This is a genomic window from Bradyrhizobium diazoefficiens, from assembly GCF_016612535.1.
GTDB classification, from domain to species: Bacteria; Pseudomonadota; Alphaproteobacteria; order Rhizobiales; family Xanthobacteraceae; genus Bradyrhizobium; species Bradyrhizobium diazoefficiens_C.
Genome location: NZ_JAENXS010000001.1, coordinates 3002043 through 3018649 on the forward strand (window position 1 = coordinate 3002043; position 16607 = coordinate 3018649).

Genomic DNA, 16607 nt, shown 5'->3' on the forward strand with positions numbered 1-16607 from the left:
CAAAATAACCCTGCCGTCAAGATGCGGAATTAAATTCCGCACTGCGAAATCGAATAAAAGTAAACCCCACCAAGGAGGGTATGCCGTGAGCGAAGTGGTCAAGCTTGAACGTCATGACGAGGTCGGTATCGTCACGGTCAACAGCCCTCCGGTGAACGCACTCAGCGCCGCGGTCCGCGGTGGTATCCTGGAGTGCATCAAGGCCGCAATCGCGGATCCCGCGATCAAGGGCATCGTGCTGACCTGCGCCGGCCGCACCTTCATTGCGGGTGCCGATATCACCGAATTCGGCAAGCCGCCGAAGGCGCCGGCCCTCAACGAGGTGCTGGCCGAGATGGAGAATTCGCCGAAGCCGATCGTGGCGGCGATCCACGGCACCGCGCTCGGCGGCGGCCTCGAGGTCACGCTGGCCTGTCATTTCCGCGTGGCTGTCAAAGAGGCAAAGCTCGGCCTGCCCGAGGTGAAGCTCGGCCTGCTGCCGGGTGCCGGCGGCACCCAGCGCCTGCCGCGCGCGGTCGGACCGGAGCTCGCCGTCAAGATGATCGTCGGCGGCGATCCGATTGGCGCGGCGGAAGCGCTCAAGAACGGCCTGATCGAGGAGATCGTCGAAGGCCCGACCCTGGGGGCTGAACTCTTTATCCGCAAGGTCCTCGCCGAGAAGCGTCCGCTGCGCCGCCTGCGCGATGACGATTCCAAGATCGCGGCCGCCAAGGCCGACCGCTCGATCTTCACCAATGCGGTTGCCGCCATGACCAAGAAGTCGCGCGGCCTGGAAGCGCCATTCGCGGCCGCCGATGCGGTCGGTGCGGCCATCGACCTGCCATTCGACGAAGGTCTGAAGAAGGAGCGCGAGGGCTTCCTCAAGCTGGTCGCCAGCGACCAGTCCAAGGCGCAGCGCTACGCCTTCTTTGCCGAGCGCGAAGCCGCGAAGATCGCGGGCGTCCCTGAGGGGACGAAGTCGCGCCCCGTCAACCGCGTTGCCATCCTCGGCGCCGGCACCATGGGCGGTGGCATCGCGATGTCGTTTGCCAACGCTGGTATTCCCGTCACCCTGATCGAGACCGGCGAAGAGCAGCTCAAGCGCGGCATGGGCATCATGCAGAAGAACTGGGAAGCGACCGCCGCGCGCGGCGGTATCCCGGCGGACGCGCCGGCCAAGCGCATGGCGCTGATCACCGGCGTCGTCGGGATCGAGAACGTCGGCGATGCCGACCTCGTCATCGAAGCCGTGTTCGAGACCATGGCGGTGAAACAGGAAGTCTTCGGCAAGCTCGACCAATACGTCAAGCCGGGCGCTGTGCTCGCCTCCAACACCTCCTATCTCAACATCGACGAGATCGCGAAGGCGACCAGGCGTCCGCAGGACGTGCTCGGCATGCACTTCTTCTCGCCGGCCAACGTCATGAAGCTGTGCGAGATCGTGCGCGCCGACAAGACCGCGCCGGACGCGCTGGTGACGGCCGTCACGATCGCGCGCAAAATCGCAAAAGTGCCGGCCGTGGTCGGCGTCTGCGACGGCTTCGTCGGCAACCGCATGCTGGCCCAGCGCGGCAAGCAGTCGGAAAAGCTGCTGTTCGAAGGCGCCCTGCCACAGCAGGTCGACGCCGTGGTGACGAAATTCGGCATGCCGATGGGACCGTTCGCGATGGGCGATCTCGCCGGCCTCGACATCGGCTGGCGCTCGCGCAAGGACCGCGGCATCAAGTCGGAGATCGCGGATGCCTTGTGCGAAGCCGGCCGCTTCGGTCAGAAGACCGGCAAGGGTTACTACAAATACGAAGCCGGCTCCCGCTCGGCGTTGCCGGATCCCGAAGTCGAGAAGCTGATCGACGAGACGCTGCTGCGTCTCGGCCGCAAGAAGCGCATCGTCAGCGACGACGAGATCCTCGAGCGCATGATGTATCCGATGATCAACGAGGGCGCGAAGATCCTCGAAGAGGGCATCGCGGCGCGTCCCTCCGACATCGACGTGGTCTGGCTCTATGGCTATGGCTGGCCGATCTACCGCGGCGGCCCGATGTTCTGGGCCGACACCGTCGGCCTCAAGCATATCGCCGATCGCCTCGCCTTCTACGCCAAGGAGACCAACGACCCGAGCCTCGAGCCGGCGCCGCTGCTGAAGAAGCTCGCGGCCGAGGGCAAGACCTTTGCGTCGCTTGCGGCGGCGTCGAAAGCGGCTTGATGGCCGCTTCGTCTCAACCCCTGTCATTCCGGGATGCGCCGCAAGGCGCAGACCCGGAATGACCGTCTCTGTCAGTGACTCGCTCAAGCAATCAAGAATAATGACCCATCCCGGCGAACAGTTTTATCCCGAGGGCGTGCACTGGGACGACACGATTCCCCAGGGCACGCTGCCTGACCTGCTCTCGACGGCCGCCGCGAATTACGGCCCGCGAACCGCGCTGGAGTTCCGTGATCATCCGATCACCTACACCGCGCTCGCCGCAATGGCCGAGCGTGCGGCGGCCGCGTTTCTCCGCGCCGGCTGCGGCAAGAACTCCTCGGTCGCGCTGTTTATGGGCAATACGCCCGATCATCCCGTCAATTTCTTCGGCGCGCTGAGGGCCGGCGCCCGCGTCGCGCATCTGTCGCCGCTCGACGGCGAGATCGCGCTGACCCACAAAGTCTCCGATTCCGGCTCGCGCCTGCTGGTGACGTCGAACCTCCAGGCCTTGTTGCCGACCGCGCTGAAGTTTCTGGAGAAGGGGCTGATCGATCGGCTCGTCGTCTGCGAGGACAACGATTGGGGCAACGCCGGCACGCCGCAGGCGGCCATCCCTGATGATCCCCGCATCGTCACCTTCAAGGCCTTCGTCGAGGGCGCCACGTTGCCGGCACAATGGCCCGCCGTCGCGGTCGACGACGTCGCGCTGCTGCAATATACCGGCGGCACCACCGGCCTGCCAAAGGGCGCCATGCTCACCCACGGCAATCTCACCTCCGCGGTGTCGATCTACGATATCTGGGGCAAGCCGGGGCGGGCGGCGCGCGGTGACGTCGTCGAGCGCGTGATCTGCGTTCTGCCGCTGTTCCACATCTATGCGCTCACCGTCGTGCTGTTGTCCTCGCTCCAGCGTGGCAATCTGATCTCGCTGCACCAGCGCTTCGACGTCGAAGCTGTCATGCGCGACATCGAGGTCAAGCGCGCAACCTATTTCCCGGGCGTGCCGACGATGTGGATCGCGATCGCCGCACTTCCCAATCTCGACAAGCGCGACTTCTCCTCGCTGAGCGCGATCGGCTCCGGCGGCGCGCCGCTGCCGGTCGAGGTCGCCAGGTTCTTCGAAAGCAAGGTCGGCAAGAAGCTCAGGAGCGGCTGGGGCATGACCGAGACCTGCTCGCCCGGCACCGGCCATCCGCCGGTCGGTCCCGACAAGCCGGGCTCGATCGGCCTGATGCTGCCCGGCATCGAGCTCGACGTCGTCTCGCTGGAAGACCCAACGAAAGTATTGCCACCAGGCGAAGTCGGCGAGATCCGCATCAAGGGTCCCAACGTCACCAAGGGCTATTGGAACAAGCAGAAGGAATCCTCGGAGTATTTCTCCGACGGCCGTTTCCTCACCGGCGACATCGGCTATGTCGACGCCGACGGCTATTTCTTCCTGGTCGATCGCAAGAAGGACATGATCATCTCCGGCGGCTTCAACGTCTATCCGCAGATGATCGAGCAGGCGATCTACACCGTATCAGGCGTGCACGAGGTGATCGTGCTCGGCATTCCCGACCAGTATCGGGGCGAGGCCGCCAAAGCTTTCATCAAGCTCAAGCCGGACGCAAAACCGTTCTCGCTCGACGAGCTGCGCGCGCAGCTCGCCGGCAAGGTCGGCAAGCACGAATTGCCGGCGGAGGTCGAGTTCGTCGACGATCTGCCGCGCACGCCGGTCGGAAAGCTGTCGCGCCACGAATTGAGGCAGCAGCAAAAGCGGTCACAATCCGGTCCACGCGTATAAGGCCGAGACATTAAACAGGAGGATCCGATGGATCTCGCATTCACGAAGGAAGAGCAGGCGTTTCGCGAGGAAGTGCGGTCATTCTTCCGCGATAACGTGCCGCCGGACACGCGGCGCAAGCTGGTCGAGGGCCGTCATCTCTCGAAGGACGAGATGGTGACGTGGTGGCGCATCCTCAACAAGAAGGGCTGGGGCACCAGCCACTGGCCGACGCAGTATGGCGGCACCGGCTGGACCTCGGTGCAGCACTACATCTTCAACGAGGAGCTGCAGTCCTATCCGGCGCCGCAGCCGCTCGCCTTCGGCGTCAGCATGGTCGGCCCCGTCATCTACACCTTCGGCAACGAAGAGCAGAAGAAGAAGTATCTGCCGCGGATCGCCAATGTCGACGATTGGTGGTGCCAGGGTTTTTCGGAGCCCGGCTCCGGCTCGGATCTCGCCTCGCTCAAGACCAAGGCCGAGCGCAAGGGCGACAAGTGGATCATCAACGGCCAGAAGACCTGGACCACGCTGGCGCAACACGCCGACATGATCTTCTGCCTGTGCCGTACCGATGCAACCGCCAAGAAGCAGATGGGCATCTCCTTCATCGTGTTCCCGATGAAGTCGAAGGGCGTCACCGTGCGCCCGATCCAGACCATCGACGGCGGCGTCGAGGTCAACGAAGTGTTCTTCGACGACGTCGAGGTGCCCATCGAGAACCTGATCGGCGAGGAGAACAAGGGCTGGGACTATGCCAAATTCCTGCTCGGCAATGAGCGCACCGGCATCGCCCGGGTCGGCGTCTCCAAGGAGCGGCTGCGCCGCATCCGCGATCTCGCTTCCAAGGTCGAGTCCGGCGGCAAGCCGATCATCCAGGACGCGGCGTTCCGCGAGAAGCTCGCGGCCTGTGAGATCGAGCTGAAGGCCCTCGAGCTGACGCAGCTGCGTGTCGTCGCCGACGAAGGCAAGCACGGCAAGGGCAAGCCCAATCCGGCGTCCTCGGTGCTGAAGATCAAGGGCTCCGAGATCCAGCAGACCACCACCGAGCTCCTGATGGAAGTGATCGGCCCGTTCGCCGCGCCCTACGACGTGCACGGCGACGACGGCTCGAACGAAGCCATGGACTGGACCGCCCAGATCGCGCCGAGCTACTTCAACAACCGCAAGGTCTCGATCTACGGCGGCTCCAACGAGATCCAGCGCAACATCATCGCCAAGGCGGTGCTGGGGCTGTGATGCTTTCTTCTCCCTCTCCCCGCTCTTCGCGGGGAGAGGGTTGGGGTGAGGGGCCTCTCTCCGCACGTGAGACTGTCGAGAGACTGGTACCCCCTCACCCGCCACGCTTCGCGTGTCGACCTCTCCCCGCAAGCGGGGCGAGGTGAAGAGGCCTCCGCGCAACGTTGACGCCAGTTACTTGAGGAAACAGAAATGGATTTTGATCTGAACGAGGAGCAGCGGCTTCTCAAGGACAGCATCGACGGCCTGCTGACCGATTCCTACGATTTCGAGAGCCGCAAGAAGTACATGAAGGAGAAGGGCGGCTGGAGCAAAGCCGTCTGGGGCAAGCTCGCCGAGCAGGGCCTGCTCGGCCTGCCCTTCGCAGAGGCCGACGGCGGCTTCGGCGGTGGCGGCGTCGAGACCATGATCGTGATGGAAGCGCTCGGCAAGGCGCTGGTGCTCGAGCCTTATCTGGCAACGGTCGTGATCGGGGGCGGATTCCTGCGTCATGCCGGCTCCGATGCGCAGAAGGCAGCGCACGTACCCGGCATCATCGACGGCAGCAAGACGCTGGCATTTGCCCAGCTCGAGAAGAACTCGCGCTACGATCTGTTCGACGTCGCCACGACGGCGAAGAAGAAGGGCGACGGCTGGGTGATCGACGGCGAGAAATTCGTCGTTCTCAACGGCGAGAACGCCGACACCCTTGTCGTCACCGCCCGTACCAAGGGCGATCGCCGCGACAAGACCGGCATCGGCGTGTTCCTGGTGCCCGCGAGCGCCAAGGGAGTCACCAAGAAGTCGTATCCGACCCAGGACGGCCTGCATGCCGCCGACGTCACCTTCACCGGTGTCGAGGTCGGCGCTGATGCGGCGATCGGCAATCCCGATGACTCGCTCGCTCTCATCGAACGCGTGGTGGACGAAGCCCGGGTCGCGCTCTGCGCCGAAGCCGTCGGCCTGATGGACGAATCGCTCAAGACCACGGTCGAGTACATCAAGACGCGCAAGCAATTTGGCGTCGCGATCGGCTCGTTTCAGTCGCTCCAGCACCGCGCCTCCGACATGTTCGTCGCGGCCGAGCAGGCGCGCTCGATGTCGATGTTCGCGACCATGGCGGGCGATTTCGAGGATGCCAAAGAGCGCGCCAATGCCATCGCAGCCGCCAAGGTGCAGATCGGCAAGTCGGCAAAATTCGTCGGCCAGCAATCGATCCAGCTCCACGGCGGCATCGGCATGACCATGGAGGCCAAGATCGGCCACTACTTCAAGCGCCTCACCATGATCGAGAACACCTTCGGCGATACCGACTACCACCAGCGGCGCGTCGCGGATGGTGGTGGATTGATCTGACGACTGTCATCCCGGGACATCGCAAGATGAGCTCGGGATCTCGCCTCATCGTCATTGCGAGGAGCCATTGCGACGAAGCAATCCAGACTTTCTCCGCGCAAAGATTCTGGATTGCTTCGCTGCGCTCGCAATGACGGAGTAGATGGCATCAGCGGAGCCCAACACCAATGAAAAACACCCCGTTCGATCTCACCGGCAAGGTCGCCATCGTCACAGGCTCCAGCCGCGGCATCGGCCGCTCCTCGGCTGAATTGCTCGCCAAGCTCGGCGCCAAGGTCGTGGTCTCCTCGCGCAAGCTTGATGCCTGCAAGGAAGTCGCCGACGGCATCATTGCGGCCGGCGGCGATGCCATCGTCATCCCCTGCAACATCGCGCGGAAGAACGAAGTCGAGGCGCTGATCGCGGGCGCGATCAAGCACTACGGCAAGATCGACGTCCTCGTCTGCAACGCCGCGGTGAACCCGTATTACGGTCCGCTGCTCGACATCACCGACGAGGCCTTCGACAAGATCATGGGCTCGAACGTCAAGAGCAACATCTGGCTCTCGGCGCTGGCGATCCCTGGGATGGCCGCGCGTGGAGGCGGCTCCGTCGTCATCATCTCCTCGATCGGGGGCTTGCGCGGCTCGACCGTGATCGGCGCCTACGGCATTTCGAAAGCCGCCGATTTCGCGCTGTGCCGCTCTCTGGCCGGCGAATGGGGCCCGAAGGGCGTCCGCATCAACTGCATCGCACCCGGCCTCGTCAAAACCGATTTCGCCCGCGCGCTCTGGGAAGACGAAGCCAACCTCAAGCGCCGCACCGCCACCACGCCGCTCCGCCGCATCGGCGAGCCCGACGAGATCGCCGGTGCCGTGGCCTACCTCGCCTCGGATGCGTCGAGCTTCATGACCGGCCAGACCATCGTCATCGACGGCGGCGTGACCACGGCTGCGCCGTAGGGTTCCGCGCTGATCTCTCCACGGGTCGTCCCGGCGAAGGCCGGGACCCATAACCACAGGATTACGTTTGACGAAGACTCGTGGTTATCAGCCCACGACATAACTGCTCCTTGGGGTTATGGATCCCGGCCTTCGCCGGGACGACAGCGGAGACAAGAACGACCCTCCGGGATATTGACCTCCACGCCCTAATCGGCTCCTTTTGGCGCGACACAATGATCCCTCTCGGGAAAACGCCAAGAAAACGCCAAGGGTGCTTCCATGTCTTTCGTCCTCGCCATCGACCAGGGCACCACCTCCTCGCGCGCCATCGTCTTCCGCGGCGACATCTCGATTGCCGCGCGCGCGCAGCAGGAATTTCCGCAGCATTTCCCGGCCTCGGGCTGGGTCGAGCACGAGCCGGAGGACATCTGGACCTCGACCGTGATGGTCTGCCGCGACGCGATCGAGCGGGCCGGCATCACCGCGAAGGACATCGCCGCGATCGGCATTACCAACCAGCGCGAGACCACCGTGGTGTGGGACCGCGCCACCGGCCAGGCCGTGCACCGCGCCATCGTCTGGCAGGACCGCCGCACCGCCGACATCTGCGCGAAACTGAAGGCCGACGGCCGCGAGCCCGTGATCTCGCAAAAGACCGGCCTGATCATCGACCCCTATTTCTCCGGCACCAAGGTCGCCTGGATTCTCGACCACGTCCCCGGCGCACGCGCGCGCGCCGCGCGTGGCGAGCTGATGTTCGGCACCGTCGATTGCTATCTGCTCTGGCGCCTCACCGGCGGCAAGGTGCACGCCACCGACGCCACCAACGCCTCGCGTACGCTGCTGTTCAACATCCACACCGGCCAGTGGGATGACGAGCTCTTGGAGATCATCGGCGTGCCTCGCTCGATGCTGCCCGACGTGAAGGATTCTTCCGCCCGCTTCGGCGAGAGCACGCCGGACCTGTTCGGCGGCGCCATTGCCATCTCCGGCATCGCCGGCGACCAGCAGGCCGCGACCATCGGGCAGGCCTGCTTCCGCCCGGGCATGATGAAGTCGACCTACGGCACCGGCTGCTTTGCGCTGCTCAACACCGGCACCACGCCCGTGGCGTCGAAGAACAAGCTGCTCACCACCATCGCCTACCAGCTCGACGGCAAACGCACCTACGCGCTCGAAGGTTCGATCTTCGTCGCAGGCTCGGCCGTGCAGTGGCTGCGCGACGGCCTCGGCATCATCAAGCACGCCGCCGAAACCGGACCTCTCGCCGATCAGTCGGACTCCATGCAGAGCGTCTATCTCGTCCCCGCCTTCGTCGGCATGGGCGCGCCCTACTGGAATCCGCGCGTGCGCGGCGCGCTGTTCGGCCTCACCCGCAACACCGGGCCTGCCGAGCTCGCGCACGCCGCGCTGGAGAGCGTGTGCTACCAGACTTTCGACCTCTGGGCCGCGATGCGCGCCGACTGGCCGGATTCCGACACCGCGCACATCGTGCTCCGCGTCGACGGCGGCATGGCCGCCTCCGACTGGACCATGCAGCGCCTCGCCGATCTCTTGGACGCGCCGGTCGATCGCCCGGTGATCCAGGAGACCACGGCGTTAGGCGCCGCCTATCTCGCCGGCCTCAACGCGGGCGTTTATCCCGAGCCGACCAAGTTCGCCGACAATTGGCGGCTGGAGCATCGCTTCAAGCCGAACATGAGCCAGGCGACGCGGGAGCGGAAGTTGGCGGGCTGGGCGCGTGCGGTGAAGGGCGTGCTGGCGAGCGATGAGGGGGAGGATTAGGAGAGTCTCGTGGCCCGGGCTCTCTCCCCACCGTCATTGCGAGGAGCTCGCGACAAAATTGCGAAGCAGTTTTGCGCTGATGCGACGAAGCAATCCAGGCTGCTCGCGGAAAGATTCTGGATTGCTTCGCTTCCGCCTTCGCTCTTCGAGCTTCGACGGACAAGCCGCTCGCAATGACGGCAGGACTCCCGGCTGGTCGGCTGCACGGTGATTCCGCTTTGTTGCGGCGTGCGCAATGCTCTCTTTCCGAGAAATCTGTTGCGGTGAGCGCGCATTGACGGTGAACTGATCGGCCCTGCCTTGTCCAACGCCAGAGAAGAGCGAGACCCATGTTCCTGATCGGCCAATACGATTCCCCCTTCGTCCGCCGCGTCGCCATCGCGCTGCGGCTCTACGGGCTTGCCTTCGAGCACAGGCCGTGGTCGACCTTCGGCGATGCCGACAAGATCGCACCGTACAATCCGTTGCGCCGGGTGCCGACGCTGGTGCTCGATGACGGCGAGGCGCTGATCGAGAGCACGATCATCCTGGACTATCTCGACGAGCTGGTCGGTGCGGACAAGGCGATGCTGCCGCGAAGCGGTGTCGAGCGTCGCCGGCATTTGCGCATCTGCGCGCTCGCCTCCGGCCTCGGCGACAAGGCCGTCAGCCTGCTCTATGAGCGGGTGCTGCGAAAGGAGCAGCTCGCGCTGTGGGTCGAGCGCTGCCAGGCGCAGATCGGCGACGTGCTCGCCGTGTTGGAAGCAGAGCGCGCGAAGGTCAAGACGCCGTACTGGCTGGGCGAACGCATCGGCCATGCCGACATCGCGGTGGCCTGCGTCGTCCGCTTCACCCGCGAGGCGCATCCGCAATTGTTCGACGCCGCGCGTTATCCGGCGCTGTCAGCGCATGCCGAACGCTGCGAGGCGCTGGCGCCGTTTAGGGAGATCGTGCAGCCGCTGGCGCCGCCGAAGGGGTGAACGGGGAAGGCGGCTGCGCCCGGTCTTTACCTCTCCTGGAGGAAGAGGTCGGAGCGCATCGTAGATGCGGTCCGGGTGAGGGGGACCGCCCTCTCGATAGACTTGGATCCCTCACCCGGCGCTGCGCGCCGACCTCTCCCTGCGGGAGAGGTGTCGCACCGGGACAGCCGCTGGAGATTGATCATGATCAGTTCGCATTAGGCGAACCCGACCTTGATCAGGAATGTCAGGAAAATGCCGCCCACGATGGCGCAGACCACGGCGCCGATCAGTGGCCCCAGCGCGCCTTCCCGGCTTGCAGGCTCCAGCACTGCATGTCCCGGTCGTTCCGGATCGTAATAGACTTTGACGTTCTGCCCGGGATGATATTTCGCCGCGGCCTGTTCGGCGACATCGCGCAGCCCGGAGATCATGGTGCCGCCCCAATTGACTTCAGTGCCGATGAAGTCGCGCTTGTCGACCTTGTAGGCGTAGCGAAGATCGACCTGATAGCGGTGTTGGAGCTTTGACGTCGTCGGTTTGTCGTCATGGTCGGTCTTCTCCTCGACGATCTCCTCGATCACGTCGGAATGGGTGATCCTGCCCGCCGCGGTCGGCCAGCGCAGGCTGGCGCTCGCCAGCCGGCGCGTGCTGACATACTCTGCGACGCAGTACACGCCGCCCAGGAGCACGATGATCGGCAGCGCGAATGCGAACAACGGAACGCCATTGTTGGCGTAAAGCACGTGCCCCGCGAGCGAATGCGCGGTCAGGGTGGCGGCAATCAGACCGAACACGATCGTGAATGCGACGAGCGCCGCGACGTTCTGCGCCGCGGCGGGCTCCAGCAGCGCCTCGGCCGGGCACGCCGGATCGACATGGACGTCGACATGGGCGCCGACCGGGTATCGTCCCGCCAGCTTGGCGGCGAGCACCCTCGTCGTCATGGCGATGCCGCCGACAAAGATCTTGTCGCTTTCCAACTCCTCGCCGCCGGCACGATAGCGATAGCGGATGACGGGCTTGGCATCGTTCTGATCGTCCGAAACGTGCGTCGCCGGCTGGTCGACCGTGGAGACCGTGATGATGCCCTCCACCTTGTCCCAGTGCCGCGCGGCCTGCATCCGGCCCCGCATGCGGACCAGAGCGAACAGCATCAATCCAAACAGCAGCACCGAGACGCCGGCGGCAATCTGCGTCCACATCAATCCTTGGGCATCCAGCATCCGATTTTCCTGCTCATTGGCGACGACCGTCATTGGTCGCGGCGAGCGCGGGTTGCGTTCACGGCGCTGGCAGCGTTCCGGCAAATCGTGCAGCCGCTGACGACGCCGAAGGCGCAGCGTCCACGCTGGCGACGATAGGCAGGGCGGGTGATGATGGGATATTACAGCTGTTTTGCCCGACGGAGCAAGTAGTGTTCTGTAAAAACGAAATTGTATAAGCGCTTCAACCCCATCTCTACTGTGCATGGGGTTGTTTTTCGCTTTTGAGTGCGGAGGCGCCTATCCCGCGCCGGCGCGCTTCTTCTGCCAGACCAGATGCACTGCGCAGGTGCAGCCGGGCGGATGCGAGGCGAGGTCTTTTGAGGCCTCGTCGTTCGCGGGCGTCGCCGCGAAAGCCTTGTCGGTCTCCTCGCGCGGCGGGATGTAGTTGAGCACGGGCGCGAGCCAGCGCTCGGTCTCGGCCACGCTCATGCCCTTGCGCGCGGCGTAGTCCTCGACCTGGTCGCGCTCGATCTTGCCGACGCCGAAATAATAGCTCTCGGGATTGGCGAAATAGAGCCCGGACACGGATGAGCCCGGCCACATCGCAAAGCTCTCGGTCAGCTTCACGCCGGAGGTCGCCTCCGCGTCGAGCAGCTCGAACAGCGTCGCCTTCTCGGTGTGATCGGGCTGCGCGGGATAGCCGGGCGCGGGACGGATGCCCTGATATTTCTCGAGGATCAGCTCGTCGGTCGAGAGCGCCTCGTCCGGCGCATAGGCCCAGAACTCGCGGCGCACGCGGGCATGCATGCGCTCGGCGAACGCTTCGGCGAGACGGTCGGCGAGCGCCTTGCACAGGATCGAGGAGTAGTCGTCATTCGCCATCTTGAAGCGGTCGGCGACCACATCTTCGCCGATGCCCGCCGTGACCACGAAGCCGCCGACATAGTCGGGCGTGCCGGCAGGCGCGATGAAGTCGGCGAGCGCCGCGTTGAAGCGGCCCTCGCGCTTTTCGAGCTGCTGGCGCAGCGTGTGCAGCGTCGCGATGCTCTTGGTCCGGCTCTCGTCGGCATAGAGCACGATGTCGTCGCCTCGCGCGTTCGCCGGCCAGAAGCCGACGGTGGCGCGCGCCCGGAACCATTTTTCCTTGACGATCAGGTCGAGCATCTTGCGCGCATCGTCATAGAGCGAGCGCGCGACTTCGCCGACCTTGGCATCGTTGAGAATGGCGGGGAAGCGCCCCGCGAGCTCCCAGGTCTGGAAGAACGGCGTCCAGTCGATATAGGGCACGAGCTCGGCGAGGTCGTAGTCGTCAAAGCTCTTGATGCCGAGGAAGGTCGGCTTCACCGGCTTGTTCGCGGCGAAGTCGACCGGCACGCGGTTCTTGCGGGCTGCATCCAGCTTCAGCCGCTTCTTGTCGGCCTGCGCGCGCAGATGCGCCTCCGAGATCTTGGCGTATTCGGCACGCACCTCGGCGGCGTAGGCCTCGCGCTTCTCGGGCGAGAGCAGCGCGGAGGCAACGCCGACGGCGCGGCTGGCGTCGTTGACATGCACGACCGGACCGGCGCGATAGCTCGGGTCGATCTTCACGGCCGTATGCACGCGGCTCGTGGTGGCGCCGCCGATCAGCAGCGGCAGCTTCAAGCCTTCGCGCTGCAATTCGCCGGCGAAGAACGCCATCTCGTCGAGCGAGGGCGTGATCAGGCCGGAGAGACCGACGATGTCGGCCTTCTCCGCTTTCACCGTCTCGACGATCCTGGCGGCGGGCACCATCACGCCGAGGTCGATGACCTCGTAATTGTTGCACTGGAGCACGATGCCGACGATGTTCTTGCCGATGTCGTGGACGTCGCCCTTGACGGTCGCGAGCACGATCTTGCCGGCGGACGAGGAGCCCTCGGTGCCGATGCCGTTGGCGAGGTTGCGCGCCTTCTCCTCCTCCATGAACGGCATCAGCCAAGCCACCGCCTGCTTCATCACCCGCGCGGATTTGACGACCTGCGGCAGGAACATCTTGCCGTCGCCGAAGAGATCGCCGACCACGTTCATGCCGGCCATCAGCGGGCCCTCGATCACGTCGAGCGGACGCTTCGAGGCCTTGCGGGCCTCCTCGGTGTCCGTCTCGATGAACTCGGTGATGCCGTGGACCAGCGAATGCGACAGCCGCTTCGCCACCGGCCATTCGCGCCAGGCGAGGTCGGCTTCCTTGGTCTGGGTCTTGTTGCCGCGGAATTTCTCCGCCAGCGCCAGCAGCCGTTCGGACGCGCCCGGATCGCGGTTGAGGATGACGTCCTCGCAGACCTGGCGCAGCTCGGCATCGATGTCGTCATAGACGATCATCTGCCCGGCATTGACGATGCCCATGTCCATGCCGGCCTTGATGGCGTGATACAGGAACACCGAGTGCATGGCCTCGCGCACCGGCTCGTTGCCGCGGAACGAGAACGACAAATTGGAGACGCCGCCCGAGATGTGCGCGCCCGGCAAATTCTTGCGGATCCAGCGCGTCGCCTCGATGAAATCGACGCCGTAATTGTTGTGCTCCTCGATACCGGTCGCGATCGCGAAGATATTCGGATCGAAGATGATGTCTTCCGGCGGGAAGCCGACGCGATCGACAAGGATGTCGTAGGCGCGCTTGCAGATCTCGGTCTTGCGCTTGAACGTGTCGGCTTGGCCGACCTCGTCGAAAGCCATGACGACGACCGCCGCGCCGTGGCGGCGGGCGATCTTGGCCTCGTGGATGAACTTGTCCTCGCCTTCCTTCATCGAGATCGAGTTGACGACCGGCTTGCCCTGCACGCATTTCAGGCCGGCCTCGATCACCGAGAACTTTGACGAGTCGACCATCACGGGGACGCGGGCGATGTCGGGCTCGGCAGCGACGAGGTTGAGGAAGGTCACCATGGCGGCTTCCGAATCCAGAAGGCCCTCGTCCATGTTGACGTCGATGATCTGCGCGCCGTTCTCGACCTGGTCACGCGCGACTTGCAGCGCCGCCGTGTAGTCGCCGGCGGTGACCAGCTTGCGGAAACGCGCGGAGCCGGTGACGTTGGTGCGCTCGCCGACGTTCACGAAGGGAATCGCATCCGTCAGAATGAACGGCTCGAGGCCGGAGAGCCTCAGGCGCGGCGCGATCTCCGGCACGATGCGCGGCTTGTGCGGGGCGACAGCCGCGGCAATCGCCGCGATATGATCCGGCGTGGTGCCGCAGCAGCCGCCGACGATGTTGACGAGACCGTCGCGCGCGAACTTGCCGACCAGCCGCGCCATACATTCCGGGGTCTCGTCATACTGGCCGAATTCGTTCGGCAGGCCGGCATTGGGATAGGCGCAGACCAGCGTGTCGGCGACACGGCCGATATCGGCGATATGCGCGCGCAGGTCTTCGGCGCCGAGCGCGCAGTTGAAGCCGATGGTGACGGGTTTGGCGTGCCGCACCGAATTCCAGAACGCCTCCGGCAGTTGGCCGGAGAGCAGGCGGCCGGATTTGTCGGTGATGGTGCCCGACACCATCACCGGCATGTCGATGCCGCGCGCTTCGGTGATCTCGGCGATGGCGTAGAGCGCCGCCTTGGCGTTCAGCGTATCGAAGATGGTCTCGACCAGCAGCAGATCGACGCCGCCGTCGAGCAGACCGCGGATCTGCTCGCCATAGGATTTGCGTAGATCGTCGAAGGTGACGGCGCGGTAGCCGGGATTGGACACGTCGGGCGAGATCGAGGCGGTGCGGTTGGTGGGGCCGATGGCGCCGGCGACGAAGCGCGGCTTGCCGTCCTCGGCCTCGACGCGCCTTGCGGCATTGCCGGCGAGGCGGGCGCCTTCGCGTGCCATCTCGTAGACGATATCGGTGAGGTCGTAATCGGCCTGCGCGATCGAAGTCGTGGAGAAGGTGTTGGTCGCGACGATGTCGGCGCCGGCGCGCAAGTAAGCGGCGTGGATGTCCTCGATCGCCTGCGGCTGGGTCAGGATCAAGAGATCGTTGTTGCCGCGCAGGTCACGATGGAAATTCTTGAAGCGCTCGCCGCGAAAGGCAGCTTCGTCGAACTGCAGATTCTGGATCATCGTGCCCATGGCGCCGTCGAGCACGAGAATGCGCTCGCGGGCGGCATTGATGAGGGCGGTTCGCTTGGGCGAGGTGGATACGGTCATGGTGTCTTAGGCCGCCTTCTGCGCGCTCTTGGCGCGAATGCCGAGCAAATGGCTGATCGCGAACACGAGATCGGCGCGGTTCATGGTGTAGAAATGGAAGGTGTCGACGCCGTGCTTTGCGAGCTTCTGCACCTGGCCGGCCGCAACGGTGGCGGCCACCAGCTTGCGGGTCTCGGAATCGTCATCGAGGCCCTCGAATTTCGCGGCGAACCAGTCCGGCACGGTGGTGCCGGCGCGGGTGACGAAATTGCGCGCCTGCTTGAAATTGTGCATGGGCATGATGCCCGGCACGATCGGGATATTGATGCCGCGGGCGCGGACGCGGTCGAGATAGCGGAAGTAGAGGTCGTTATCGAAGAAGACCTGGGTGATCGCGCGCGTCGCGCCGGCATCGACTTTTGCCTCGAGCGTATCGATATCGGCGTCGAAGTCGCGGGCTTCGGGATGCTTCTCGGGATAGGCCGAGACGGACACCTCGATATCCGCGTGGCGCTTCTTGATGCCCGCGACCAGCGCGTCGGACGTCTGGTAGCCGTCGGGATGGCTGGAATAGGGCGTGCCGATGCCGCCGGCGGGATCGCCGCGCAGGCCGACGATGTGGCGGACGCCGACCTCGTGATAACGGTCGACGATCTCGTCGATCTCGCCGCGCGAAGCACCGACGCAGGTCAGATGAGCGGCCGGCAGCAGCGCGGTCTCATTGAGGATGCGCGAGATGGTGGAATGGGTGCGCTCACGGGTCGAGCCGCCGGCGCCATAGGTCACCGAGACGAATTTCGGGTCGAGCGGGGCCAGCCGATTGATGGTGTCCCAGAGATTCCGCTCCATATCTTCCGTCTTGGGCGGAAAGAACTCGAAGGAGATCGCAGGCCGCTTGACGGCAAGGTGCCCGTCTTGCCCGTCGGCTTGGGCAGGATTGGTCGGATCGATCATGGCACCACTTACTCCAGTCTCGGGCGGCCGGCGGTCGGCTCTAGCTCGGGAGACGCTAAGATAGGACAAAGAGGGGTTTCTCGACAGCCCATCGATCGTGGGAAATGGCCCACTATCAGATTAATATTGTCAAATACCCCATCTGATCGAATTTGAGTGGGAAGATGT

Annotated in this window: 10 protein-coding genes; 7 read left to right on the forward strand and 3 right to left on the reverse strand. The window is 64.6% G+C overall.

The genetic code is table 11. From position 1 onward, the window contains the following. The first annotated feature begins 85 nt into the window (after window positions 1-85). From JJE66_RS14230 to JJE66_RS14260, 7 genes are all read left to right on the forward strand, one after another. Window positions 86-2182: a 3-hydroxyacyl-CoA dehydrogenase NAD-binding domain-containing protein gene (locus JJE66_RS14230; protein ID WP_200514865.1), complete on the forward strand. Its 2097-nt coding sequence runs from the start codon at window positions 86-88 to the stop codon at window positions 2180-2182. A 100-nt stretch (window positions 2183-2282) separates the two neighbouring features. Next, the gene (pimA, locus tag JJE66_RS14235; RefSeq protein ID WP_200515362.1) at window positions 2283-3950 is read left to right on the forward strand and encodes a dicarboxylate--CoA ligase PimA; all 1668 of its coding nucleotides are present in this window, start codon (window positions 2283-2285) and stop codon (window positions 3948-3950) included. 27 nt (window positions 3951-3977) lie between these two features. Then, the gene (gene pimC / locus JJE66_RS14240) at window positions 3978-5168 is read left to right on the forward strand and encodes a pimeloyl-CoA dehydrogenase large subunit (RefSeq protein WP_200514866.1); all 1191 of its coding nucleotides are present in this window, start codon (window positions 3978-3980) and stop codon (window positions 5166-5168) included. 192 nt (window positions 5169-5360) lie between these two features. Further along, window positions 5361-6503, forward strand: a complete 1143-nt coding sequence (pimD, locus tag JJE66_RS14245; RefSeq protein ID WP_200514867.1) for a pimeloyl-CoA dehydrogenase small subunit — start codon at window positions 5361-5363, stop codon at window positions 6501-6503. Window positions 6504-6670: 167 nt separating this feature from the next. Then, window positions 6671-7444: an SDR family NAD(P)-dependent oxidoreductase gene (locus JJE66_RS14250; RefSeq protein ID WP_200514868.1), complete on the forward strand. Its 774-nt coding sequence runs from the start codon at window positions 6671-6673 to the stop codon at window positions 7442-7444. A gap of 261 nt (window positions 7445-7705) precedes the next feature. Continuing rightward, the gene (glpK, locus tag JJE66_RS14255) at window positions 7706-9211 is read left to right on the forward strand and encodes a glycerol kinase GlpK (protein ID WP_200514869.1); all 1506 of its coding nucleotides are present in this window, start codon (window positions 7706-7708) and stop codon (window positions 9209-9211) included. 329 nt (window positions 9212-9540) lie between these two features. Continuing rightward, on the forward strand, window positions 9541-10170 hold the full coding sequence (locus tag JJE66_RS14260) for a glutathione S-transferase family protein (RefSeq protein WP_200514870.1): 630 nt from the start codon (window positions 9541-9543) through the stop codon (window positions 10168-10170). Window positions 10171-10367: 197 nt separating this feature from the next. On the opposite strand, the gene JJE66_RS14265 is transcribed toward JJE66_RS14260, so the two are convergent. The 3 genes from JJE66_RS14265 to metF all read right to left on the reverse strand — a co-directional run bounded on the left by JJE66_RS14265 (window position 10368) and on the right by metF (window position 16439). After that, window positions 10368-11375, reverse strand: a complete 1008-nt coding sequence (locus JJE66_RS14265; RefSeq protein WP_200514871.1) for a DUF3592 domain-containing protein — start codon at window positions 11373-11375, stop codon at window positions 10368-10370. 279 nt (window positions 11376-11654) lie between these two features. Then, window positions 11655-15506, reverse strand: a complete 3852-nt coding sequence (gene metH, locus JJE66_RS14270; protein WP_200514872.1) for a methionine synthase — start codon at window positions 15504-15506, stop codon at window positions 11655-11657. Window positions 15507-15512: 6 nt separating this feature from the next. After that, window positions 15513-16439, reverse strand: a complete 927-nt coding sequence (gene metF / locus JJE66_RS14275) for a methylenetetrahydrofolate reductase [NAD(P)H] (RefSeq protein WP_200514873.1) — start codon at window positions 16437-16439, stop codon at window positions 15513-15515. Window positions 16440-16607: the final 168 nt, after the last annotated feature.